Origin of the sequence: Mesorhizobium sp. M1329, assembly GCF_040318035.1 — a bacterium.
In the GTDB taxonomy this organism is placed as follows: Bacteria; Pseudomonadota; Alphaproteobacteria; order Rhizobiales; family Rhizobiaceae; genus Mesorhizobium.
On record NZ_JAMYLN010000007.1, the window covers coordinates 25,317 to 48,037 of the forward strand.

Below are 22,721 nucleotides of genomic sequence, written 5' to 3' on the forward strand. Positions count from 1 at the left end.
GCCTCGCGATGGAAAGGCGTCGCACTTGGTCGCTGGCTTTCGCCAGCAATCGCGCGCCGCCGGAAAATAGTCGGCCGCCGGGATTGCCTGGCCGGTCCGCCTGTGGGCCTGATCGCCCTCTCGAAGGCCGGGTCGCGGTTCTCTACCGGCGGATGCGCATCCGTGCGATGACGGCGCCGTGCGCCGCACGCTTCCCCTGCCGGCTCATGCCGCCCGCTTCAGATAGCGGAGCCGGTCCCTGCGCATGAGTTGCTCGGCGATCGAGGCGCGGAGGGTAGCAAGTCCGAAATGGCAAAGGTCTTCATTGAAGTCTTCCATCGCTGGCGACAGGACGATCGTCTCGATCCCGGCCTTCGTTGCCCGCTCGATCAATGTGTCGCGGGCACTGTCACCGGCCGGATCGTTATCGCGGATGACATAAAGTCGGTGCAGGTTCGGCGGGAACAGGATGGCGGCAAGATGAGCCGCCGAAAGAGCTGCCGCCATCGCCATGTGAGGCATGGCGCATCTGAGCGAGAGCGTCGTCTCGATGCCCTCGCCGGCGGCCATCACGCTACCTGGCACGCCGAAGCGGACAGCGTGGCCGAGGAGGTCACCCATGGCCCGCCTTGGGGTATCGATCGGAGCCTTGCCGGTACCGTCCGTCGCGAGCCAGGTGCGATGCGCCCCGGTTAATCGCCCGTCGAAATCGGTGACGGCGGCGATCATCGCCGGCCAGGTCTCGGTCGGTCCATGATCGTCGGGCCGATAGTAGCAGCGTGAATGGAACCGCAATGATCCGGTTCCGTGCAAAGTCGCAATGCCGCGTCCACGCAAATACTTTTCCACGGCGGTGCCCACGATGGGCTTCGACATGGCGAAAAGGCGCCTCGCCGCTTCGGTCGATCCGGTGGGAACTGGAATTGGCGTAGCCTTCGGTGGGTGCGGCTCGGGCCTCGTTTCCGGAAGCGCGAGAAAGGCGCGTGCCTCTTCCGCGACGTCCTTGAATTCCACGAGGCCGAGAGACTCGCGGATCACATCGAGCAGATCGCCGTACTCGCCTGTCGCGGCGTCTGTCCATTTCCCCGGCGGTCCCTTCGGAGACGGCCGCAGGCGGACGAACATTGAGCGTCCGGGCACGTTTCGGACATTGCCGACGCTCCAATAGTTCCCCTGGCGTCGCCCGCTGGGAAGATAGTATCGGCATGCCGCCTCCGCCTGGTCGGCGAGGCGACGCGCCAGTTCATGCGCTGGTTCTCGCATGATGACCTCCTGCAAAGAAAAAGGCCCGCCGTTAGCGGCGAGCCAGTGTAAGGGTCATGGGAGGCTATTCGGCCGCGATGGTCATTGCCGCGACATCGTCATCATCGGCGACTCCATCATCTTCGGCCACAGCCGTTTCGCCCTCTGCGCCCGCCGTTTCTTCGACGTCAGGGTCGGAAGGCGCCACGGCGAGCTCTGTTGTCTGGCCCGGGGTGCGGAGCGGCTCGGGTAGCCAGCCGGTATCTGCGAGCATGGTCTCGGCTTCCGTCGCCATGTCGCCCTTCTTGAGGTGGGCGATCCGATCAGCGGCACGCTGGCCCTTCGCCTCGCCAACCGCCTGCAGGATGCGAGCCTTGGTCACCCGGCCGAGGAAGGTATCCACCGTCGGCTTCCAGCGCGGGGTCATATCGAGGTCGACGGCGTCGGCCAATTGATCGGCATGGGCGAGTGCTCGTGGCCGCCGATTCCAGGTCTCGTAGACCGCGTTGACCGACAGGCTGACGACATGGGCGAACAGCGCCGCCCGGCTGTCGCTGTCCCAATCGCCCAGAGCGCCCCAGAGGTCGGCGGAGTCCTTCGGCAGTGCCTTGGCCCAGCGTTCGTGCCGTGCGCGGATCGCCTCGGCCGAAGCGCTGTCGTTCAACCCCGGCGCCTGGGTACCAAAGCTGACGGTTTTCAGCTCCAGTTCGAGACAGCTATCCGAGCCATAGTGATAGAAGACCTTGAGCGTCAGGGCATGCAACGCCGCACGGAAGGCGGCATCCGGATGTTCGCCCAAGGCGTGCCGAAGTCCGAGCGTCCGATGCGCCGTCAACTCCGTCACCAGGCGGTCGGAGATGGGCGAAAGGCCCTCGTCCTCCTCAGGCTCCGTTGTGACTTCAATATTGGTATCGTCAGCGTCGTCGGCATCGCCACCGGTCGGCGCTTCTTCGCCCGCGACATCGTCATCGGACGCATCAGATTCCGACCCGACCGAAACCTCATCCTCGGACCGGACATAACCCCGCTCCACGCGCAGGCGACCGTCGCCAGCGATGCTGACAAAGGCGCCGGCGCGGGCGATTTCCCCGGGATCGAAGGAAAGCGGTCGTTCGTCGAACGCCTCCAGCGCGGTCTCGAGTTCGCCGAGCCGCTCGTCGACCTCGTCCGGCAGTTCGTCGGCGCCCTCGTGCTCCACGACTAGGCGGTCGAACTCAGCCTTGAGGGCGTCGCGCGTGGCTTCTTCCTCGAAGGTGAGAGGCATGGGTTCGCCATGCAATCGACGCAGGCCATAGGTGTGGCCATAGGCGAAGTCGGGCGCCACCTCGGTCCACTTCCAGCCTTCGGCAGCGATGGCCTCGGATTCGGCCTTGAGCTTGCTGGCCACCATCTGGTCGATCAGCGGGACATGCTGCAGCCAGCCGCCATCATCACCCTCAAAGAGGTCGCGCAGCACCGTGCCGCCGGCCTCGACATAGGCGTCGATGCCAATGAACTGCGCCCGCTTATCGGAGGCGCGGACAGCTCCTTCGGTGAGCATGCGCCGGATCGCGTGGGCCGACTTGTCGTAGGAGGTCTTCAGGCGCTCGAAAACCTGCTCCTGGCGCTCGTGGTCGCCCGAGACGGTGAAGGCCTCGAGTTGGGCGAGCGTCATGCCGTCCTCGGCATAGACATCGAGCAGTACCGGAGAGACCGAAGCGAGCTTCAGGCGCTGCTTGACCACGTTGACCGAGACGAAGAACGTTGCGGCGATCTCCTCCTCGGACTGACCTTTTTCGCGGAGTGTGAGGAACGCGCGGAACTGGTCGAGCGGATGCAGCGGCGCGCGCTGTACGTTCTCGGCAAGCGAGTCCTCTTCGGCGATGCCGCCCTCGCGGACGACACATGGGACCGGCGCGGCCTTGGCCAGCCGCCTCTGCTTAACGAGCAGTTCGAGTGCCCGGAAACGTCTGCCGCCGGCGGGGACCTCGAACATGCCGGTCTCAGCGCCAGCTTCGTCGACGACGGGCCGAACGGTGAGACCCTGCAGGATGCCGCGGCGGGCGATATCCTCGGCCAGTTCTTCGATCGAGACCCCGGCCTTGATGCGCCGAACGTTCGATTGGCTGAGCACGAGCTGAGTGAAAGGAATGTCCCGCGAGGGGGACAGAACGATGGTAGGCTTCTTCTTGGTGGTAGCCATGGGGATTTACTCCGTGACGGGCCGCCGAGAGCCTCTCTCTCGACCTCCAACCCGTCACGAAAATCGGCGCCGCCCTCTCACTCTGAGGACGGCGCCGCACACTCGGCAATCCGGAAAGGCGCACAGCCGGAGACACGGAAATCCGAATCGCCGGCTTTGCGGGAATTCAGGCTGCGTGGTCGAGCAGCTTCTTGGCCCTAGCCTCCAGGTCGAGCCAGGCGTCCTGATGCGGCTTGTCGCGAGCCACGGCGGTGATGCCCTGGACGAAGTCGAAGACGCTTTCGGGCTTGTGACGCTCTTCGGTGAGCACGATCTCGATGATCTTCGCTGTCTCGGCCTTTGAAAATCCGCGCTTGCGCAGAAACTCCGTTCGATCGTCATCGGTGCGGGCGACGATTTTCTCCCGCGCAGCCCGGATGGCGTTGACGAAGGGCATGGGCGAGGAGTTGGCGAAGCGGGTCAGCGCAGGCGCGGCCTGGTGCGCAAACCGCGAGGCAGCGTATTTGGAGTGCCGGATGGTGATCTCCTCGAAATCCTCGACGCCCCAGAGGTTGCGGTTCTGGCACACGGCGCGGAGGTAGAGGCTGGCTATGCCGAGCGTCTTCGCTCCGACCTCAGAATTCCAGCAGTAGAAGCCCCGGAAATAGAGGTCGGGCGAGCCATCCGGCAGCCTGCCTGCCTCGATCGGGTTGAGGTCGTCGACCAGGAAGAGGAACACGTCGCGATCCGAAGCATAGAGCGTGGTGGTATCCGAGGTGATGTCGACACGGGGATTGTAGATGCCGGTCGACCAGTCGAGTACGCCGGGGATCTTCCAACGCGTATCGCCGGTGCCATTGCCGGCGATCTTCTGAACGGCCGCAACCAGTTCATGATCATAGATGCGCCCATAGTCCGGGCCGGTGACGGCGCGGAGTTCGACGCGCCCGTTCTCGACCTCGAGCGTCTTGACCTGCTCGGCGCGGTGCGCGGTCAGGCCATATTGCAGGTTGATGCCGGCGAGCGGTGCCGGAAGTTGGCGCAGGTAGGTCGCCGGGGCGCCCACGATGCCGGCGAGTTGACCAAAGCTCCAATGCGTCGGGACGACCGGCTTGTCGGCACCCGGAAGCACGAGGGCAAGCCGCTCGGCATCGTCGCGGCTGGCTTCCACCCGGATGGCGGCGCTCTCGACGGTACGGGTCCGGCTGCGCTCGGACCTCCCCTGAACACAAGCCATCAACGCGGACAGCGAGAGGTAGCGCTCATCAGCCGGACGGTTGAACCACTCCGAGGAAACACGACCGATGCGCTCGCCGCGGCTCGCATCCACCTTGTAGCCGCCGGGTGCGCCGCGGCCGGCATCGATAGTCACTGAATTGTTCATGGGAGTTCTCCATGACGGGCGCCGGAAGCCTCTCTCCCAGCCCATACCCGTCATGGCCCTCCAAAACCGCCCTCTCACTCTCCCGGCGCGCAAAGCCTGTACCGAGGAAGGGGGCGCCGGACCGGGTCAGGGATGGAAGCCCGAAGGGTGAAGACCCGCAGAGCGGGGCTTCAGCGCTGGCCGAGAGCCCGGCCCAAAGGGACGCCCATCTCGAACTCATTTGCATTTCGCGATAGAGTGCCCGGCATGTGCAACGCTTACGAACAGCATGTGAAATGGGTCGAATACGTCCAGATGATGCAGGCCCTCGAGCTTGGCATCCCGACGCAACAGACCGAACTCGATTTGCCGGAAAGCGACGATATCCGGATCAATGACATGGCGCCGGTGATGCGCGCTGCCGGCAACGGCATTGAGCTGGTACCGATGAATTTCAGCTTCCCGCCATCCAATCCGAAGGGTGGCCCAGTCTTCAACTACCGCTCTGACGGCCGGCATTTCGACAAGAGCAATCGATGCCTGATCCCTGCATCGGCCTTCTTCGAATTCACGGGTAAGAAATACCCGAAAGCAAAACATCGGTTCACGCTGAACGATGCGCCATTCATGGCGATCGCCGGCATATGGCCCGAAGGCGCAGATGGCTCCAGCTCGGCCTTCGCCATGCTGACCACCGAACCTGGTCCCGATATTGTTGCTTATCATGACCGCCAGGTGGTGGTTCTGCGTCCCACCGACTGGGCGCACTGGATCTACCTGACGAAGACAGAAGCCGAACTGCTGCGCCCCCCACCGGAGGGCTCACTCGCGGTTGAAACCGTTCGACAGGGATCGGACTAGGGCGGCGTGGCCAGGCCAAACGGCCGGAATGGGGCTCATTCCACCGCCAGCTTTCGACCCCTTCTAAGACGTTCGTTCGTGTCTCTGGCGAGCCCTGAAGCGGACGATAGACCTGTTCTCAGGGATAGCGGCTGAGCGCCATTGCTTCGACACGTTTTATCCAGGCGTCCTTGCAGTCGGAATAGGCGTGGCTGTCTTCGGGATGCAGCGCAGCGCATCGCCGCTTCTCTCGCTCGTACTCCTCTGCAATGCTAGGCGAACTGCGCAGAAGGTCGCGAAAGGCAAGGTGTCTGCGGATGGCGGGGTCGCCGCCCACGAAGCAGTGAATTTGAACGACACGCTCGCCCGTTACCTGGTCGTGTAGGGTGCAATAGCGTCGTCCTTCCATGCCGTAGGCGCCATGCCATTCATAGCCAAGGGCTTCAATGGCTGCCCGTTCGGCATCCAGCGCCGCCAGGTTCGAAACGACGGGCATCAGGTCAAGGACAGGCTTGGCGGCAATGCCGGGGATGGAGGTTGAGCCGATGTGGTGGACCTGAAGGATCGAAGCCGCCTGCTGTTGCAGCCGATCTGCTTCGCTGGCCGCACGGGTGGCCCAGCTTGCATTATGGGGTGCCAGGCGAACGGGGATCGGTGGGGCAAACTCTGACTCCTCATGAATTGCGGACCCGTCTGCGAACGTCCGGTCCATTCAATTTCTGCCAGAAAGCGGACCGACTGCAAACCACCCATCTCAGCCAGCGCTTTTACATTTACGGCTGGCTGGACGATGCGAGCACTATCGAAAGTCTCTGGTCTTCACCTTGATCGGCTCAACGTGCAGCGTTGGATCGACGAGGTCCCGTGGCCGCAGACCCTTCGGCAAGCTTCGCGGATCGATTCCAGCCCCACCATGATGGGCTTCGTCGCCTCGCCCATGCGGGAGTGGAAACGGCGTGTCGCGGTTGCCGACACTGGCGAGTTCACCCGAAAGGTCGGTGAGCCGGTTGGCGACGAGATGCACAACTTCGCCCTCGCGCTGAATCTTACCGCGGACAGCGAGCATCGAAGACGAGAGCAGCACACGGCGGAACTTTTCAAAGACCTTGACCCAGACCACGACATTGGCAGAGCCGGTTTCGTCTTCCATGGTCAGGAACATCACGCCCTTGGCTGATCCGGGCCGTTGGCGAACGAGGACGAGGCCGGCCGCCTCCAGCCAGCGACCATCGCGCGCCTGCATTGCGTCGCGGCAGGTGACGATGCGGCGGCGGGCAAGATCGGCGCGCAGGAAGGACAGCGGGTGGTTTCGCAAGGTCAGGCCCACATGACCGTAGTCCTCGACCACTTCCCGGCCAGCCGTCATCGGCCGCAGTGTCAAAGCCGGCTCATGGATTTCCGATACGGTCTGCTGTTCCCGAGCCGAGGCCGCCGCAAAGAGTGGCAGGGGTTCGTCACGGAGCCCCTTGAGCGCCCATAGTGCCTCGCGGCGCGCGAGACCGAGGCTGAAGCGGAAGGCATCGGCCTCGGCGAGTTGGACCAGAGATGCCGACGGCACCCCGGCGCGCTGCCAAAGATCGTCGATGGAGGCGAAGGGCTCGTCGGCACGGGCCGCAACGATCGCGGCGGCGTCGGCATTCGCCAGCCCTTTGACCAGGCGCAGGCCGAGGCGGACGGCGAAGCGTCCATCCTCGCCAATCGGCTCCAGCGTGCAGTCCCATCGGCTCGCATTGATGCAGACGGGCCGGATTTCGACGTCATGGGCCTGGGCATCCCGCACGATCTGGGCCGGCAGGTAGAAGCCCATTGGCTGGGAATTGAGCAGTGCGCAGCAGAAGACATCCGGATGGTGGCATTTCATCCAGCTCGACGCGTAAGCGATAAGCGCAAAGCTGGCGGCGTGGGACTCGGGGAAGCCGTAGCTGCCGAAACCTTCGAGCTGCTTGAAGGTGGTCGCCGCGAATTCCGGCGTATAGCCATTGGCGATCATGCCGCCGATCAGCTTGTCGCGGAACTTGCTGACGCCACCCGTGTGCTTGAACGTCGCCATGGCACGACGCAACTGGTCGGCCTCGCCGGCACTGAAGCCGGCGCAGACCATGGCGACCTGCATCGCCTGCTCCTGAAACAGCGGTACACCCAGTGTCTTGCCGAGCACGCGCTCGAGTTCGGGGGTCGGGAACTCGACCGGCTCCTTGCCCTCCCGGCGGCGAAGATAGGGGTGGACCATGTCGCCCTGGATCGGGCCGGGGCGCACGATGGCGACCTCGACGACGAGGTCATAGAACGTGCGCGGCTTGATGCGGGGCAGCATCGACATCTGGGCGCGGCTCTCGATCTGGAAGACCCCGATCGTGTCCGCCTTGCGGATCATGGCGTACGTCGCCGGGTCTTCGGCGGGGATGGTGGCCAGGTCGAGGGTCATGCGCTTGTGCTCGGCCAAGAGGTCGAAGCTGCGTTTCATGCAGGTGAGCATCCCGAGCGCCAGGACGTCGACCTTCATGAATTTGAGAGTGTCGATGTCATCCTTGTCCCACTCGATGACCTGACGGTCGACCATGCGGGCGGGCTCGATCGGCACTAGGTCGTCGAGCCGGTCATTGGTGAGAACGAAGCCGCCCGGATGCTGCGATAGATGCCGTGGCGTACCCTCAAGCTGCTGCGCGAGTTCGAGCGTCAGCCGCAGCCGGCGATCGGCGAGGTTGAGATTGAGATCTTGGGCGCTCTTCTCGTCGATGCCCTCGTCGTGCCCCCAGACCTGCGAGGAGAGCAGCTTGGTGAGGTCCTCGGGCAGGCCGAGAGCCTTGCCGATATCGCGGACAGCGCCCTTGGTGTGATAGCGCACCACCGTCGAGCACAGCGCGCTGTGGTCGCGGCCGTAGGTCTCGTAAACCCACTGCATGACGATTTCGCGCCGCTCGTGCTCGAAGTCGACATCGATATCCGGGGGCTCGTTGCGCTCCTGCGACACAAAGCGCTCGAAGAGGAGATTATTGCGCTCGGGATCGATGCTGGTGATGCCCAGCACGTAGCAGACCGCTGAGTTGGCAGCCGAGCCTCGGCCCTGGCAGAGAATGTCCTTGCTGCGCGCGAACTGCACGATGGCGTTCACGGTCAGGAAGTAGGGGGCGTATTGTAGGATCTCGATCAGGCGCAGTTCGTGCTTGATGAGCGCCACGACTTTGTCAGGCACACCCTCGGGATAGCGCCGCCCCGCACCGTCCCAGGTGAGCTGTTCCAAAGCCTGCTGCGCCGTCAGTCCCGGCAGCATCTTCTCTTCGGGGTATTGGTAGGCGAGTTCGTCGAGCGAGAAGCGGCATTGCCGGGCAATCTCGAGCGTGCGCGCGAGGGCTTCCGGATAGCGCGAAAACAGCCGCACCATCTCCTCCGGCGGCTTGAGATAGCGGTCGGCGTGGCGCTCGCGCCGGAATCCCAGCTCGTCGATCGTGATGTTGTGACGAATGGCGGTCACCACGTCCTGGAGGATGCGCCGGCCGGGTTCGTGAAACAGAATGTCGTTCGTCACCACCGTCGGGACCCGCATTCGGGTGGCGAGGTTGGAGAGTTCATGCAGCCGGACCTGATCATTTGGCCGGCGGCGCAGGGTCAGCGCCAAATAGGCACGATCGCCAAAGGCCTCGCGCAACCGGCGCAATTGCAGGGCGCAGGTGTCATCGGCATGGTCGGGAACGAGAATGGCGATCAGACCCTCGCTATAGGCGGCCAAGTCGCTCCATTCGAGCCGACATTGCGCCTTGCCGCCACGCTTCTTGCCCAGTGTCAGCAGCCGGCACAGCCGGGAATAGGCGGCGCGGTCGGTCGGATAGACCAGCACCGCCATGCCGTCGACCAGATCGAGTCGGCAGCCGACGATGAGCCAAACGCCGGTGTCCTTGGCAGCCTGATGGGCCCGCACGATGCCGGCGAGCGAATTGCGGTCGACAACGGCCAAGGCCTCGATGCCGAGTGCGGCCGCCTGGGCGAACAGGTCGTCGCAAGAGCTGGCCCCGCGCAAAAACGAGAAGTGGCTGGTGACCTGCAATTCGGCATAGGGCGGCGTGCTCATGCGAAGACCCCATGCAAGAACCATTTGTGCGAACCGGTCTCGGGATCCTCACCATCACCGGCGCGGTAAATCCAGAAGCGGTCTCCGGACTCGTCCTCCACCTGAAAATAGTCGCGCACGGCGATCAGTTCGGCATCGCGCTGCCACCATTCGCCGAACACGCGCTCAGGACCATCGGCGCGCGTGACGCGACGACGGATGCCGCGCCAACTGAACCAGACCGGCGGATGGTCGGGCAGAAGGGCCATCGTCTCGATGGGTTCGGGGTGGGTCAGCAGACGCGGCGGGCGAGGCCACTCACCGGACCAATTCGTCCCGTCGTCCAGCGCATTCGGCGCGATGCGGCGGACTGAGCGTTCGGGCACGTCACTCTCGACCGGGGCAAAGCGGTAGAGCCGCTGCTCGCCAATACGGTTGGCGAGCACGTCGATGAGATCGGTGATGTCGGGCTCCGGCTCCTCGACCAGTGAGGAGATGATCTGCTTGGCTCCGAAGGGCTCGGCGAGCGTCGCGGCCAGGGTCATCACCTCGATGCCGAAACCGGGATCGACAGTTTCGATCCGGTCGGTCAGGAGGCGGGTCAGACGTTTGATATCGCGCACTGGCACGGCGGTGCCGACGCGAATGGCCTCGATGCAGTTGTCGACGCGATGAAACAGCAGGTCCAATCGGCGGGCGCCGAGCCCCTTGGCCTCAAGCGCCTCGCAGAGCGCTGCCACGAGCTTGCCGGTATAGCGGGCGATGGTCTCGGCGGCGCCGATCGGCTCGCCGAAGGCTCGGCGAACCTCGATGAGTTCGGGAGAGCGGACGGGCTCGAAGGGCTCACTGCGCCGCCCCAACGCCTGATCGAGGCGACGGCCGAGTTCGGGCCCCAATCGCAAGGTGAGAGAGGCGCGCGGCGCCGCCTCGACATCGCCCACCCGCTCGAAGCCGAGAGTGAGCAGGCCTTCGACTATATCGTGGGGAAGTCGCAGGGCGCCGATCGGAAGACCGCGGATAATTGCCGGGGCCTGCCCCACTGGCGCGACGAAGGTCGGCCGGGCGAGGAAGCGTGCGCAGGCATGAGCGGCGCCCCACGTATCGGCGACAGCGGCGCGCGCCTCGATACCGGAGGAAGCCATGCGCGAGACCAGTCCCTCTAGCATGGCGTCCTCACCGCCATGCAGATGGTCGGCGCCTGTGGTGTCGATGATGAGACCGTCGGGCGGATCGGCGGCGACGATCGGGGCATAACGCAGTGACCAGAGCGCCATTCTATCGAGGGCCGCGGCATCGGCCGCAGCATCCAGGTCGAAACTCTGCAGGTTGGGCACCAGCACCTGGGCCTTGCTTGCCGGCATGCCGATGCGCAGGCCAGCCGCGCGCGCCGCCGCATCGGCGGCCAGCACGAGCCTCCGGTTTCCCTGCCGGCCGAGCATGACGATCGGGGTTTCAGCCGATGGCGCTGACTGGCCCATTGCGCGCCTTAGGCGATCGGTCGGCCAGGTCGGAAAATAGAGCGAGACGACCCTTGTCATCGCAGGCTTCCACTTCAAAATCGGCGCTTTCTCCCGCCCGTACCCGGATCAGCTCGAGCTGCCAGCGAGCGCGGCCGATACCGGGGACCGGCAAGGGACGGGAGGGGAGCGCGGTGACCCGCCAGCGGGTGACCGCAGCGGTTGGTTGTCCAAAATCGGTCGCTTCGGTTTGTCGTCGCCAACGGCGGATAGCGATGCCGATGGCGCCGGAGGCTTCGGCGGCGAGTTGCAGTCGGCGGGAGGCGGTCATGGAGACACGAACCAGTTCGGCAACGACGGCGCCTAGACCGCCATGGCGAAGCCCTTCTTCGAAGCAGGCAAGCACCGAAGCTTCGTCGCCCGCCTCGACATAGACGACACGGCCGGGCAGCAGCCCAGCCTGGGCGAGGGCTGGGGCGAAGAGATCCTGCCGGGTGACGCACCAGAGCACCTTCCCTTTTGTGCGCGCAGCAATCCCCGCAGCAAAGAGCGCCGCCGCGGCGCCATCGATCGCCCCGTTGCGGCCGCCGGCAACCTCGTGCAGCGCCCCGAGCGCCAGCCCGCCTCCCGGCAAGACCTTGTCGATAGCGGGAACGCCGAAGGGAAGTGTCGCACGGTTGCGCGCCGGCCCGCCTTCGAGGCGCGCGATTCGCTCGCGAAGCGCGGCGATAGCAGGGCTGGCGGCCGGCTGACCCATGAACAAAACACTCTCAAACTGTCTTCCCAATGGATTTCGGGGCTGGTATGTTCCTTATTTGTTCTCTTGGTGTCCGAGAGTCAATCGGACTCATTGCGCCGCTCCGAGAGTTGATCCCAGACTGCCCTTGATCGAGGCGCGGTTTATCTTGATATGTCGCAGGTGATGCAGGACGGCGAAGTGGGCGAGCGAAGCGACAGGGGCCAAGAAGCTGATGCGCCGCGGGAAGCGACGGCCGTCCTTCGCAAGATCATCCATGTCGACATGGATGCCTTCTTCGCCTCGGTCGAACAGCGCGACAACCCGGACCTGCGCGGCAAGCCGGTGGCAGTCGGCGGCTCGGCGGCGCGCGGTGTGGTGGCCGCTGCGAGCTACGAGGCCAGAAAGTTCGGGGTGCGGTCAGCCATGCCCTCGATCACCGCAAAACGCAAATGCCCCGAGTTGATCTTCGTGCCGCCGCGCTTTGACGCCTACCGGGCCGTCTCCCAGCAGATCCACGCAATCTTCGCCGAGCATACGCCACTCATCGAACCGCTCTCGCTCGACGAGGCCTATCTCGACGTCACCGATAATCTGCAGGGCATCCCGGTCGCGACCACGATCGCGGAAATGATCCGTGCGAAGATCAAGTCTGAGACCGGTCTGACGGCTTCGGCCGGCGTCAGCTACAACAAATTCCTGGCCAAGCTCGCCTCCGGCCAGAACAAGCCAGATGGGCTGTTCGTTATCACCCCGAAGCTTGGTCCGGCCTTTGTCGAGGCCTTGCCCGTGCGGAAATTTCATGGTGTTGGCCCGGCGACCGCTGATAAAATGGGTAGGCTCGGCATCGAGACCGGCGCCGATCTGCGTGCACAGAGCCTGGCGTTCCTGGAGGAGAAGTTCGGGAAAGCGGGTCCCTACTATTACTGGATCGCTCGCGGCATCGACGAACGCCCGGTGCGGGCCGACCGCGAGCGCAAGTCCGTGGGGGCCGAAGACACCTTTGCGAGCGATTTGTTTGACCTCGAAAGTGCTCGCAAGGAGCTGGCGCCATTGGTCGGTAAGGTGTGGCGCCATTGCCAGGAACGATCGATCCAGGGTCGCACGGTGACATTGAAGGTGAAATTCGCCGACTTCCAGCAGATCACGCGCAGCCGCACCATCGAAGGCGTCATCGAGGGCGAAGCCGACCTCGCGACCGTCAGTGGCACACTCCTCGAACAGCTGTTTCCCATCGCCAAGGGAATCCGCCTGCTCGGGGTGACACTTTCAAACCTAAGCGGAACGCGAACCGAGGCCGATCGGCAGATGTCGCTGACCATCTAGGACTGGCTGCTGCTATCGCACTGCTTTTCGGATGCGAGCTGTGAGGGTCTGCTCGACGTCGAAATAGCCTTCCCAGGCGTCGGGCTGCTGAGCCCGCGCAGCAGCCGCGAAAACGTCAAAGGCGCTGGCACTTTTGAAGGTCGGCAACTCATCCCAAGTAACCGGCACGGCGCACGACGCACCAGACCGCGCCCGGGTCGACCAGGGGCATATTGCCGTGGCGCCCTGGCCGTTGCGGAGATAGTCGAGAAACATCCGACCCTTGCGCTTCGCCTTGCTCATATTGGCGACGAAGCGCGACGGATCAGTCCGGGCGAGCAACTCAGCGAAGTCCTGAGAGAAGCCTTTGACCTCTTCCCAGTTGGCTTTGGGGACGAGCGGGACGACGACGTGAACGCCCTTGCCTCCGGATAGCAGAGGCCATGATTGGAGGCCGAGTGCCTCCAGAACGCCGCGGATGTCGAGGGCGGCCTGCTTGACGTCACCAAAGCCTAGGCCCTCGTCGGGGTCGATGTCGAAGATTATCCGGTGCGGCAGGCTCGGCTGCTGGCGCAGGCTCCCCCAAACGTGGAATTCGAGCACGTTCATCTGGATGCCGGCGATCAGCCCAGCCAGGTCATCGACCCAAAGAATGCGGCTCTCCTTGCCGGACATCTTCTCCAACTGTCCGTCATGGATTGCCTTGGGCATCCCCGGCAGCTTGTGCTTCTGAAAAAAGGTCTGCTGCAGGTCGCCGTCGGTGTCGCGCACCAGCGAAAGGGGCCGATCCTGGATGTGCGGCAGCATCCTCTCGCCGACCGCGGCGTAGTAGGCGGCTAGCGTTGCCTTTGTCACCTTGGTGCCGGGATACATGACCTTGTCTGGATGGGTCAGCTTGACGCCGACAGCAGCGGCGATCTCCTTGCCAATTCCCGGATCGAGATTGGCGGAGCCAAGAGTTGCCGGCGTCTTCGGCAGTTCCATCACCACCTGGTCGGCTCGCTTGTCTTCGCGCATACCTTGAAAACTTGGATGCCGCAGGCTGCCGTCCGGTGTCACCTCGGCATAGGTAACCTCGGCAACGAGTTCGGGCTTTACCCAGCGGGCGCGGCGCGCAATGTCGCGCGGCACGGAGACAAAGGCGGGTTTGTCTAGAGGCCGCTTCTCCAATTGTGCGAGAATGGATTTGCGCATCGCCTCGGTGAACCCCGTGCCTACGCGGCCGCGGTAGATCAGCTTTCCGTTCTCATAGGTACCGAGGATCAGCGATGCCATACCGCGGCCAGTATCGCTTGGGCGGTAGCCGCCGACCACGAATTCCTGTCGTTTCGTGCACTTGATCTTGAGCCAACTGGTTGTGCGGTCGCCGACATAGCGACTGTCGGCGCGCTTGGCGATGATGCCCTCGTGGCCGCCGGCGCACATGGTGTCAAAGACCTTCTTGCCATTGTCGGCGATGTGGCTGGAAAACTGTAGAATGTCGTCCGAATCCCGCTCGCCTAAGAGGGTCGCAAGGCATTCCTTGCGCTCGAGCACGGGCCGGCCGGTCAGTTCTTCGCCGTTCAATTCCAACAGGTCGAAGGCATAAAACTTGAGCGGCATGCCCGCGGCAATGCCGGTTTTCAGCATGGAGAAGTTGGTGCGGCCGTGGCTATCGATGGCCACGATCTCGCCGTCTATCAGGGCCGAACCTTTGGTGAGCACCTGAAGGGGCGGCAGGATCACCTTGAACTGCCGCGTCCAGTCGTGGCCGCTGCGGGTGTAGACGACAACCTCCGAGCCCGAGATGGCGACCTGGGCGCGATAGCCGTCGAACTTCATTTCGAAGAGCCAGTTGGCGCCCAGGGGAATGTCGTCTGTGAGCGTGCAGAGCTGGAACGGCCGAAACGTGGGGAGTGGGTATCGAGGGGTAGATTCTGAGTCCCTGCGCCTTGTGCGCTTTTTGCTGAGGGCGGCCTCTAGGGCCGGCATGCGGAACTCGAATACATGGCTCGATTCAATACTCTGCCCTAGGATTTTGTTCCACACGCGCGTCGATGAATTGAACCGGAAGAGTCCGGCTGCGTTGTTGGGGACTGGAACGCAATCCTTGGAGGACGAAAATGGCCACTACTCAAACAACTCGCGGGCGCAGCCAGGACCGCGCCAAGGTCGCTGGTGGGCAGGATCATGAAGTGAAGTACGAGGCGGGCAAGACCGGCTCGAGCAAGGCTGAGGTCAAATCGGCCGTCAAATCGGTCGGCAACAGTCGCAAGAAGGTCGAGGACAAGCTCGGAAAGAAGTGAGCCAGGGCCGCGAGGGCAGATGGTTCGCATCGCCACCTTCAATGTCAATGGCGTCAATGGTCGGCTGCCCGTGCTCCTCAAGTGGCTTACGGCCACCGACTACGACATCGTCTGCCTCCAGGAACTGAAAACCTCCGACGAGAAATTTCCCGCCGAGGCCATCCGCGAGGCGGGCTACAGCGCCATCTGGCATGGCCAGAAATCCTATAACGGCGTGGCCATTCTATCTCGCGGCGCGGACCCGGTTAAACGCCGACGCGGCCTGCCGGGCGACCCTGACGACACCCACAGCCGCTACATCGAAGCAGACGTGGACGGGCTCGTTGTCGGCTGTCTCTACCTGCCGAATGGGAATCCGGCGCCTGGTCCCAAGTTCGACTACAAGCTGCGCTGGTTCGACCGCTTGATCAGCTACGGCCAGGACCTGCTCAGAGCGGGCGCGCCGACTGTGCTGTGTGGAGACTACAATGTCGTTCCAACGCCGATTGACGCCGTGGTGCCGCGACGATGGCTAGGCGACGCGGTCTATTTCCCGGAGAGCCGGCAGGCTTATGCCGAAATGCTCGAAGGTGGGTGGATCGATGCCGTTCGGCGCACCCATCCGGAGAAGGGCATCTACACTTATTGGAATTTCTCCTACCGGGGCGGTTACGACAAGAGCTCGGGCCTGCGAATGGACCATCTGCTCGTTAGTCCTTCGCTGTCACCCCGGCTCCGCGGTGCCGGGGTGGATGTCGACGTGCGCGGGTGGGAGAAGCCAAGCGACCATGCGCCGGCCTGGATCGACCTGGAATAGGCGAAGGGCAAGCCCCGTTTTCGCGCTGAACTCCTGGTTGAAGCCTCGATGTGTTGTCCAGTAACGCGGCATCATATCGGCGAATTGGGTGCAATAACTGGGGACATGTTCAGCAGCCTTCCATTCGAGGCCGCATTTTTCGGGCTTCCCGTTGCAAAACCTACAGAATTGCTGTAGCTCTTGAACATCACGGCGACTATCTCACACAGCTTGTGGGTGCAGGTTGGCGAGTACGCTAACTGTAGAAATGCGGTCGATGGGTCGAGACGCCGCCCACGGATTTTTCGCGCAGTTATTGGTGTAATGAACGCACTTAAGCATCCATCTCCGCCCGCCGTGACCAAACGAGCCGACGCGGTCGTCACCATCTGTACGGTTCGAAAACGAGCCCGCCCACCGGTCGAGTCGACACCTGCCTCGCTACCAATAGACACGCAGGACGCGATCCAGACTGCGTGGATAGAAAAGGTCCGGACGTTACCTGCCGATGTCACCGCGGGCGAAATTTACGCGGGACGGGGTTTTTCGTTGGCAGCCCGCGCTTCAGCGATCGCTTCGGCCAAACTTTACATTCTGTCTGCAGGGCTAGGTCTGGTGGCTGCGGACCGAAAAGTTCCCTTGTATGGGCTTACCGTGTCCGCGGGACACTCCGACTCTATCGCGGCGAGGGTTAGGGGTGAATTCGACCCCGGCGCTTGGTTCTCTGGCTTGCAATCATCGCCCCTGTCGGATCACTGGGTCGACGCGGTTGGTCGAGGTTCTGGGCGCATTCTGATCGCACTCACTCGGCCGTATGCTCAAATGGCCGGTGAAAGCCTGAATGCCCTTGGCCCACGGGATTTAGCTCGACTGAGAATTTTCGGTGCTTCTCTTGCCTCGGTCTTGCCGCCTGCGTTGCATCCGGCGCTCGCTCCCTATGATGCGCGACTAGAAGCTATCCTGCCTGGAACCCGGTCAGACTTTTCTCAACGGGCGTTGCATCATTTTGTCGGGTTGGTTGCGGGGGGAAGCGGGCAAGAAGCGCGTGACGCCGATTATGCGGCGGTGACCAGGGCGCTCGCCCAGGTGGCGGCGCCAGAGAGGCCGACCCGGCCGCGTCGAACAGACGAAGAGTTACTTGAGTTGATCGCGGCTCGCCTGCAGTCGCAACTGGGTGTTGCTCGCATCTTGCGGGCTCTTCGAGAGGAAGAGGGTGTCGCCTGCGAGCAATCACGATTCAGTCGGCTCTATCAGATCGCCCTTCGGAAGAGGGAGGCAGCATGACGCGACCGCGGAAGACGACTGAGCCTACTCTCGCCGTGCGGGCGGTGAGGACGGAGCAGGCGGACAAAGCTGTTTACGCATTCTTTGTCGCTGGCGCAGACCTACTTAAGATTGCGGAAATCAGTCGCGTCCATCGCGACGGCGAAGGCTCCTTGCAAGGTTTTCAGCGCAAAGGGATCAAGAGTCACGTTCAGGCGATCACAGAATTCCTAGACCAGGGCCCTGTGCTTTTCCCGAATGCCATCATTCTGGCGATCTCGCCTCGAGCGCGCTTCACCCAGGCACGAGGTGAGCGACCGAGCGGCGACGTGCGGATTTGTGAAGCAGGGACTCTACGAATTCCACTGCCGAAGGACGGCCCAAAGGCGGCATGGATCGTGGATGGCCAGCAGCGCTCGATCGCTCTGTCACAAGCTCAAAATAAAAGCTTTCCAGTTCCGGTTGTTGCCTTTGTTTCAGAGGAACTTTCCGTCCACCGAGAGCAATTCATCTTGGTCAATAAAGCCAAGCCCCTTGATCCTCGACTGATCAACGAGCTCCTTCCGGAAGTGGATACCGCCTTTCCGCGGGACCTTTCATCTCGGAAGATTCCTAGTGAACTGGTCAATCTTCTTCAGTCGTCTCCGGATTCTCCGTTCCGTGGTCTGATCAAGAGGGTTTCCGAAGATTCCGCCAATGCGGTGGTCACAGATTCCGCGTTGGTCAAAGCGATCAGAAACAGCATCAATAGCGCTCTCGGCTCTCTAGCCCCCTACAAGGCGACGGCCGAATCTCCGGCCGACATCGACGCAATGTATCGCGCACTTGTCGCTTTTTGGAGTGCTGTGCGCGTGGTATTCCCGGAGGCGTGGGGTCGCCCTGCGACCGAAAGCCGGCTTATGCACTCGGCCGGGATCGAGGCCATGAGCCTCCTGATGGATCGCATCATGTCGCGTGCTGCTCCTGGTACGGACCTGCTGCTCCATGCGACCGAGTCGCTGTCGCGCGTCGCTCCATATTGTCGGTGGACCAACGGCAGGTGGGCCGAGTTGCAGCGCAATTGGAATGAGATTCAGAACGTTGGGCGCGACATTAGACTCTTGTCGGGCCATTTAGCCCGCCTGGATCACATGCACGCCTTCGCCAAGGTTGCGTGATGCGGTTCGTTTTCGCAGATAGCGTCGATACGATCGACCCCGAGTATGACTTCGTCGCGGATCGCAACGGCGCTGGCCGATCAGTTCATCGCGACGACCAGTACCCTCACGAATTCCTCGAGCATGCACCTTACGACGGAATCTTGGTTTCCCGCGGCATCGTGGGGGACGCGCGGCAGCCAGGCAAATATTCGGAAGCACAGTTGATGCGCTTTCGTCGCGAGGGCGCACGACGCTTTCTCCGCTATCCTTTCGATCGATTTCCGGGAAGCCTGATGATGGGCGACTGCGGCGCCTTCACCTACCGGAATCTCCCGGAGCCACCTTATAGCGCCGACGACACAGCAGAATTCTATGCCGATGGCGGCTTCACACACGGCTGTTCGCCCGATCACCTTATCTTTGACTTTGACGACCCGGGTTTGAAGCGAACCTTGGAGGACGTGCCGGAGGATGTGCGTCGTCGCTACGAAATCACTCTTCAGAATGCGACCGAGTTCTACAAATCCGCCGCAAGCGTAGGCTCGGGCTTCACTCCGATGGGCGTAATACAGGGATGGTCGGCTGAGAGTATGGCGCAGGCCGCAGGCCGCCTAGCCAGCATGGGATACGACTACTTAGCCATCGGCGGCACTGTGCCGTTGAGGATCGACCAGATTCGCCGGGTCCTCCAAGCGCTGCGTGAGACTCTCCCCGATCGAGTTCGGCTGCATCTTCTCGGATTTGGGAAAATCGAGGAGCTTGCTGTACTGGAGCAATACCGCGTAACCAGTTTCGACACGACGTCACCGCTCTTGCGCGCCTTCAAGGATGCCCGGAAGAATTACTGGGTGCGGACGCCTGACGGCGATCTTTCTTACTACACCGCAATTCGTATTCCGCAGGCCACTCAGAACAACAAACTCAAGCACAAAGCGCTCGAAGGCAGCCTCAACCAGGAAGATGCAAGGCGCCTTGAGGACGCCGCGCTTCTCGGCGTGCGCGCCTATGCCGAGGGAGGCGCGACCCTGGATCAAAGCCTTGACGCCGTGATGGAGTATTGGGCCGCATTGAACTGGCACGATGAGGCGTCACCAAGTCGTCGTGCCGATGCCGCAACCCGACAGCGCAAGGTCTACGCCCACACCCTTGGGGACCGTCCTTGGGAGCGATGTAGCTGCCGAGTTTGTCGGGAGAGCGGCGTGGAGGCTGTGATCTTCCGTACGTCAAATCGCAACAAGCGACGCGGCATCCATAACCTCCATGTCTTTCACACACACCTCAGCGAATTTCGGCAGGAGAGCCTATGAGCAACAACCATATTCTTCGGTTTGACGCGCTCGCGCCGGTTCAAAGCCAAAAGCTGACGGTTTTTACGTTTATTGCAAATGCCACTGAAGTGGCACGCATCGCTCGAATCGAGCGGGCGGGGCGCGACGACGGCGGGGCGCTCCAGGGTTTCCAGAGGCCACAAATCGCAGGCCATATTCGCGAAATCCGAGATTATCTTGAAAAGCCGAACTCGATTTTGCCCAACGCCATCGTGGTGGCGTTCATGGGTCACGCTCGGCTAGAGCCAGCAGCAAACCCGGAAAGTCGACTCTGCCAACTAGTGATCGATACGTCCAACGGACCGCCGGGTTGGATCGTCGATGGGCAACAGCGCTTTACGGCACTTTCGGAACTGCGAAGCCGTGACTTTGAAGTGCTCGTGTCGGGTTTTCTGTGCGAGACCGAGGAGGAACTGCAAAAACAGTTCATCCTCGTGAATAACACGCGCCCGCTACCGAAGGCCTTGGTCTACGAACTGCTCCCCAAGGTAGGAGATCTGCCGCATCGCATGTCGAGCCGGTCGCAAGCGGCTCTTGCCACCGAGGCTCTTAACTATCGCAAGGGCTCGTCGCTGAGGGGACTAATCAAGCAGCAAACCAATCCAAAGGGGGTCATCCGGGACACAGTGCTGCAGCGCGTTATTATGAACTCGTTGAGTGACGGAGCGCTGCGGCTTTACGCCGGCGAAGACAAGCTCCTGCTTGATCATGGCGTCACAATGATGAGCGAGTTCTATCATGCAGTTCAACACGTCTTCACAGAAGACTGGGCCGGCAAGACGCCCAAAACGTCTCGGTTGATTCATGGCACAGGGATTGTCGCTCTCGGATATGTCATGGACTATCTCAACAGCGTTACAGGTGCCTCTACGCGTGACGAATTCGCCAGTGGCTTGCGACTGCTGAAGGGAAAGACCGCTTGGAGCGAGGGCGAGTGGGAGTTCGGAGCCGAGCGCCGACGTTGGAACGGGCTCCAGAACGTTCCAACCGATGTCCGCCAATTATCGTTTTACCTAGTCCAGGTTATCAAGCGGTGCCTGGCCGAATCCGCAAGGGCAGCGTGAAAGCCATGAGTTACGCAGTCAAAGAAATGTTCTATTCGCTGCAGGGCGAAGGTCGTCACACTGGGCGGCCGGCCGTTTTCTGCCGTTTTGCGGGTTGTAACCTATGGAGTGGCCGGGAGCGCGACCGAGCGAAAGCCGCCTGCAATTTTTGTGACACCGATTTTGTTGGCGTCAATGGCATTGGCGGTGGACGGTTCAACGATGCGTCTTCTTTGGCAATCGGAATTGAGAATATGTGGGGCGGTGGAGCGTCCAGACGATTCGTCGTTCTCACAGGCGGTGAACCGCTTCTGCAGGTGGGGGATAAGCTTGTGGCGGCACTCCATGATCGCGGGTTCGAAATTGCCTTAGAGACTAATGGCACGCTGGCGGCCCCCAACAAGATTGATTGGATTACCGTTAGCCCCAAGGGGGCGACAACCTTGGCGCAAACTTCGGGGAATGAGCTGAAACTGGTGTTTCCGCAAGCCGGTCTAGATCCTGAGGCCTTTGAGAAACTCGCGTTTGACCACTTCCTCCTGCAGCCACTCGACGGCCCCCAACTCGAGGCAAATACAGCGGCGGCGATAGCTTATTGTCTGCAACATCCACACTGGCGTCTGTCTCTGCAGACCCATAAATTCATGGGGATTCGATAATGTACGAACTCAGCAAGGAGTTTCGGTTCGATGCAGCGCACACACTTCACCGCACCATCGACGTTGAGCCCAGCCGTAGGATTCATGGCCATTCCTACCGCGCAGAAGTAGTAGTTCGCGGTCGCCCTGACCCAGAGAGCGGCATGGTCATCGATCTAGGGCTGCTCGATCAGGCGCTCGAAGAGGCTCGCGACGGTCTCGATCACCGTTTCCTAGATGAGATAAATGATCTTGGACCCGCGACGATGGAAAACCTTTCGTCGTGGATCTGGCGGAAAGTTGCGCCAATCTGTCCGAACTTATGGCGCGTAACCGTAAGACGCGATAGCGACACCGGGGTTTGTAGTTTCTATGGCACGGACGCCCAATGATGTCCGATTCTACCGCACTCGTACTCTTTTCGGGCGGTCAAGATTCCGCGACATGTCTGGCTTGGGCCCTAGATCGGTTCGAGCGCGTGGAGACTATTGGTTTTGATTATCGGCAGCGCCATCGCGCCGAGTTGGACGCTCGCGGCGCTTTCCGAGTTGGCTTGGAGCGTGATTTTCCGAAATGGGCCGCCAGGCTCGGGGAGGATCGGGTGCTGGATCTATCCGTGCTGGGCGAGATCAGCGAAACTGCTTTGACCCGTGAAGTTGAAATCGCAACGACCGAATCCGGGTTGCCGAACACGTTCGTGCCCGGGCGGAACATTATCTTCCTCACATTTGCGGCTGCTGTCGCCTACCGTCGAGGTCTCAAGCATGTTGTGACCGGCGTTTGTGAAACAGACTTTTCTGGCTATCCGGACTGCCGTGATGACACAGTGAAAGCACTCCAGGTCGCACTCAACCTTGGCATGGAGCGCCGTTTCGTTCTTGAGACGCCGCTCATGTGGATAGACAAGGCACAGACATGGGCACTTGCCGAGCGACTGGGGGGAGCGGCTCTCGTTGATTTGATCCGGGAGCGCACTTTGACTTGCTATCAGGGGGACATCAAGACAACCCACGAATGGGGTCGTGGATGCGGAGTCTGCCCAGCTTGCGAACTTCGAGCGAACGGTTTCACACGCTGGAAGACGCCGTAAGAGTTCTCCCAGTTCCCATCGGCAACATGTTG

General features: G+C 62.1%; 18 protein-coding genes. 10 read left to right on the top strand and 8 right to left on the bottom strand.

Annotation, left to right across the window (positions count from 1 at the left end; genetic code table 11):
- Window positions 1–204: 204 nt before the first annotated feature.
- The 3 genes from NKH21_RS09025 to NKH21_RS09035 all read right to left on the bottom strand — a co-directional run bounded on the left by NKH21_RS09025 (window position 205) and on the right by NKH21_RS09035 (window position 4,766).
- Window positions 205–1,242 carry a DUF7146 domain-containing protein gene (locus NKH21_RS09025; RefSeq protein WP_352864362.1) on the bottom strand — a complete coding sequence of 346 codons (1,038 nt, stop codon included), beginning with the start codon at window positions 1,240–1,242 and terminating at the stop codon, window positions 205–207.
- A 64-nt stretch (window positions 1,243–1,306) separates the two neighbouring features.
- The gene (locus NKH21_RS09030; protein ID WP_352864364.1) at window positions 1,307–3,403 is read right to left on the bottom strand and encodes a ParB/RepB/Spo0J family partition protein; all 2,097 of its coding nucleotides are present in this window, start codon (window positions 3,401–3,403) and stop codon (window positions 1,307–1,309) included.
- Between the two features lie 166 nt (window positions 3,404–3,569).
- A complete protein-coding gene (locus NKH21_RS09035) occupies window positions 3,570–4,766 on the bottom strand; it encodes a DUF932 domain-containing protein (RefSeq protein WP_352864366.1) in 1,197 nt (398 codons plus the stop codon).
- 246 nt (window positions 4,767–5,012) lie between these two features.
- Between NKH21_RS09035 and NKH21_RS09040 the strand changes: the two genes are divergently transcribed.
- Window positions 5,013–5,606 carry an SOS response-associated peptidase gene (locus NKH21_RS09040; protein WP_352864576.1) on the top strand — a complete coding sequence of 198 codons (594 nt, stop codon included), beginning with the start codon at window positions 5,013–5,015 and terminating at the stop codon, window positions 5,604–5,606.
- Between the two features lie 118 nt (window positions 5,607–5,724).
- On the opposite strand, the gene NKH21_RS09045 is transcribed toward NKH21_RS09040, so the two are convergent.
- The 4 genes from NKH21_RS09045 to NKH21_RS09060 all read right to left on the bottom strand — a co-directional run bounded on the left by NKH21_RS09045 (window position 5,725) and on the right by NKH21_RS09060 (window position 11,844).
- Window positions 5,725–6,297: a GrpB family protein gene (locus tag NKH21_RS09045; protein ID WP_352864368.1), complete on the bottom strand. Its 573-nt coding sequence runs from the start codon at window positions 6,295–6,297 to the stop codon at window positions 5,725–5,727.
- A gap of 87 nt (window positions 6,298–6,384) precedes the next feature.
- The gene (locus NKH21_RS09050) at window positions 6,385–9,651 is read right to left on the bottom strand and encodes an error-prone DNA polymerase (protein ID WP_352864370.1); all 3,267 of its coding nucleotides are present in this window, start codon (window positions 9,649–9,651) and stop codon (window positions 6,385–6,387) included.
- Window positions 9,648–11,168, bottom strand: coding sequence for a Y-family DNA polymerase (locus NKH21_RS09055; protein WP_352864373.1), 1,521 nt, complete (start codon window positions 11,166–11,168; stop codon window positions 9,648–9,650). The genes NKH21_RS09050 and NKH21_RS09055 overlap by 4 nt, the downstream gene beginning before the upstream one ends.
- The gene (locus NKH21_RS09060) at window positions 11,083–11,844 is read right to left on the bottom strand and encodes an ImuA family protein (RefSeq protein WP_352864375.1); all 762 of its coding nucleotides are present in this window, start codon (window positions 11,842–11,844) and stop codon (window positions 11,083–11,085) included. The genes NKH21_RS09055 and NKH21_RS09060 overlap by 86 nt, the downstream gene beginning before the upstream one ends.
- A gap of 165 nt (window positions 11,845–12,009) precedes the next feature.
- Here NKH21_RS09060 and dinB point away from each other — a divergent pair, with 165 nt between their 5' ends.
- Complete coding sequence (dinB, locus tag NKH21_RS09065; protein ID WP_502911882.1) at window positions 12,010–13,149, top strand: DNA polymerase IV; 1,140 nt, start codon at window positions 12,010–12,012, stop codon at window positions 13,147–13,149.
- A gap of 12 nt (window positions 13,150–13,161) precedes the next feature.
- On the opposite strand, the gene ligD is transcribed toward dinB, so the two are convergent.
- A complete protein-coding gene (gene ligD, locus NKH21_RS09070) occupies window positions 13,162–15,099 on the bottom strand; it encodes a DNA ligase D (protein WP_352864381.1) in 1,938 nt (645 codons plus the stop codon).
- A 131-nt stretch (window positions 15,100–15,230) separates the two neighbouring features.
- Between ligD and NKH21_RS09075 the strand changes: the two genes are divergently transcribed.
- From NKH21_RS09075 to queC, 8 genes are all read left to right on the top strand, one after another.
- Window positions 15,231–15,413, top strand: a complete 183-nt coding sequence (locus NKH21_RS09075) for a DUF3606 domain-containing protein (RefSeq protein ID WP_352864384.1) — start codon at window positions 15,231–15,233, stop codon at window positions 15,411–15,413.
- A gap of 19 nt (window positions 15,414–15,432) precedes the next feature.
- On the top strand, window positions 15,433–16,209 hold the full coding sequence (gene xth, locus NKH21_RS09080; protein ID WP_352864386.1) for an exodeoxyribonuclease III: 777 nt from the start codon (window positions 15,433–15,435) through the stop codon (window positions 16,207–16,209).
- Between the two features lie 1,259 nt (window positions 16,210–17,468).
- Window positions 17,469–18,608, top strand: a complete 1,140-nt coding sequence (gene dbpB, locus NKH21_RS09085; RefSeq protein ID WP_352864389.1) for a DGQHR domain-containing protein DpdB — start codon at window positions 17,469–17,471, stop codon at window positions 18,606–18,608.
- Entirely contained in the window at window positions 18,608–19,897 is a 1,290-nt protein-coding gene (dpdA, locus tag NKH21_RS09090; RefSeq protein WP_352864391.1) for a tRNA-guanine transglycosylase DpdA, read from the top strand. Before dbpB (NKH21_RS09085) ends, dpdA begins: the two co-directional genes overlap by 1 nt.
- Window positions 19,894–20,982 carry a DGQHR domain-containing protein DpdB gene (gene dbpB, locus NKH21_RS09095; RefSeq protein WP_352864394.1) on the top strand — a complete coding sequence of 363 codons (1,089 nt, stop codon included), beginning with the start codon at window positions 19,894–19,896 and terminating at the stop codon, window positions 20,980–20,982. The genes dpdA and dbpB (NKH21_RS09095) overlap by 4 nt, the downstream gene beginning before the upstream one ends.
- A 5-nt stretch (window positions 20,983–20,987) precedes the next feature.
- The gene (gene queE, locus NKH21_RS09100; RefSeq protein ID WP_352864397.1) at window positions 20,988–21,620 is read left to right on the top strand and encodes a 7-carboxy-7-deazaguanine synthase; all 633 of its coding nucleotides are present in this window, start codon (window positions 20,988–20,990) and stop codon (window positions 21,618–21,620) included.
- Entirely contained in the window at window positions 21,620–21,991 is a 372-nt protein-coding gene (locus NKH21_RS09105; protein WP_352864399.1) for a 6-pyruvoyl trahydropterin synthase family protein, read from the top strand. Before queE ends, NKH21_RS09105 begins: the two co-directional genes overlap by 1 nt.
- Entirely contained in the window at window positions 21,988–22,689 is a 702-nt protein-coding gene (gene queC / locus NKH21_RS09110; protein ID WP_352864401.1) for a 7-cyano-7-deazaguanine synthase QueC, read from the top strand. Before NKH21_RS09105 ends, queC begins: the two co-directional genes overlap by 4 nt.
- Window positions 22,690–22,721 lie beyond the last annotated feature (32 nt).

What these genes read in the sequence shown, in the direction of transcription:
- NKH21_RS09025 (WP_352864362.1), bottom strand. Translation starts at nt 1,242, where the DNA reads ATGCGAGAACCAGCGCATGAACTGGCGCGTCGCCTCGCCGACCAGGCG.
- NKH21_RS09030 (WP_352864364.1), bottom strand. Translation starts at nt 3,403, where the DNA reads ATGGCTACCACCAAGAAGAAGCCTACCATCGTTCTGTCCCCCTCGCGG.
- NKH21_RS09035 (WP_352864366.1), bottom strand. Translation starts at nt 4,766, where the DNA reads ATGAACAATTCAGTGACTATCGATGCCGGCCGCGGCGCACCCGGCGGC.
- NKH21_RS09040 (WP_352864576.1), top strand. Translation starts at nt 5,013, where the DNA reads ATGTGCAACGCTTACGAACAGCATGTGAAATGGGTCGAATACGTCCAG.
- NKH21_RS09045 (WP_352864368.1), bottom strand. Translation starts at nt 6,297, where the DNA reads ATGGACCGGACGTTCGCAGACGGGTCCGCAATTCATGAGGAGTCAGAG.
- NKH21_RS09050 (WP_352864370.1), bottom strand. Translation starts at nt 9,651, where the DNA reads ATGAGCACGCCGCCCTATGCCGAATTGCAGGTCACCAGCCACTTCTCG.
- NKH21_RS09055 (WP_352864373.1), bottom strand. Translation starts at nt 11,168, where the DNA reads ATGACAAGGGTCGTCTCGCTCTATTTTCCGACCTGGCCGACCGATCGC.
- NKH21_RS09060 (WP_352864375.1), bottom strand. Translation starts at nt 11,844, where the DNA reads ATGGGTCAGCCGGCCGCCAGCCCTGCTATCGCCGCGCTTCGCGAGCGA.
- dinB (WP_502911882.1), top strand. Translation starts at nt 12,010, where the DNA reads ATGCAGGACGGCGAAGTGGGCGAGCGAAGCGACAGGGGCCAAGAAGCT.
- ligD (WP_352864381.1), bottom strand. Translation starts at nt 15,099, where the DNA reads ATGCCGGCCCTAGAGGCCGCCCTCAGCAAAAAGCGCACAAGGCGCAGG.
- NKH21_RS09075 (WP_352864384.1), top strand. Translation starts at nt 15,231, where the DNA reads ATGGCCACTACTCAAACAACTCGCGGGCGCAGCCAGGACCGCGCCAAG.
- xth (WP_352864386.1), top strand. Translation starts at nt 15,433, where the DNA reads ATGGTTCGCATCGCCACCTTCAATGTCAATGGCGTCAATGGTCGGCTG.
- dbpB (WP_352864389.1), top strand. Translation starts at nt 17,469, where the DNA reads ATGACGCGACCGCGGAAGACGACTGAGCCTACTCTCGCCGTGCGGGCG.
- dpdA (WP_352864391.1), top strand. Translation starts at nt 18,608, where the DNA reads ATGCGGTTCGTTTTCGCAGATAGCGTCGATACGATCGACCCCGAGTAT.
- dbpB (WP_352864394.1), top strand. Translation starts at nt 19,894, where the DNA reads ATGAGCAACAACCATATTCTTCGGTTTGACGCGCTCGCGCCGGTTCAA.
- queE (WP_352864397.1), top strand. Translation starts at nt 20,988, where the DNA reads ATGAGTTACGCAGTCAAAGAAATGTTCTATTCGCTGCAGGGCGAAGGT.
- NKH21_RS09105 (WP_352864399.1), top strand. Translation starts at nt 21,620, where the DNA reads ATGTACGAACTCAGCAAGGAGTTTCGGTTCGATGCAGCGCACACACTT.
- queC (WP_352864401.1), top strand. Translation starts at nt 21,988, where the DNA reads ATGATGTCCGATTCTACCGCACTCGTACTCTTTTCGGGCGGTCAAGAT.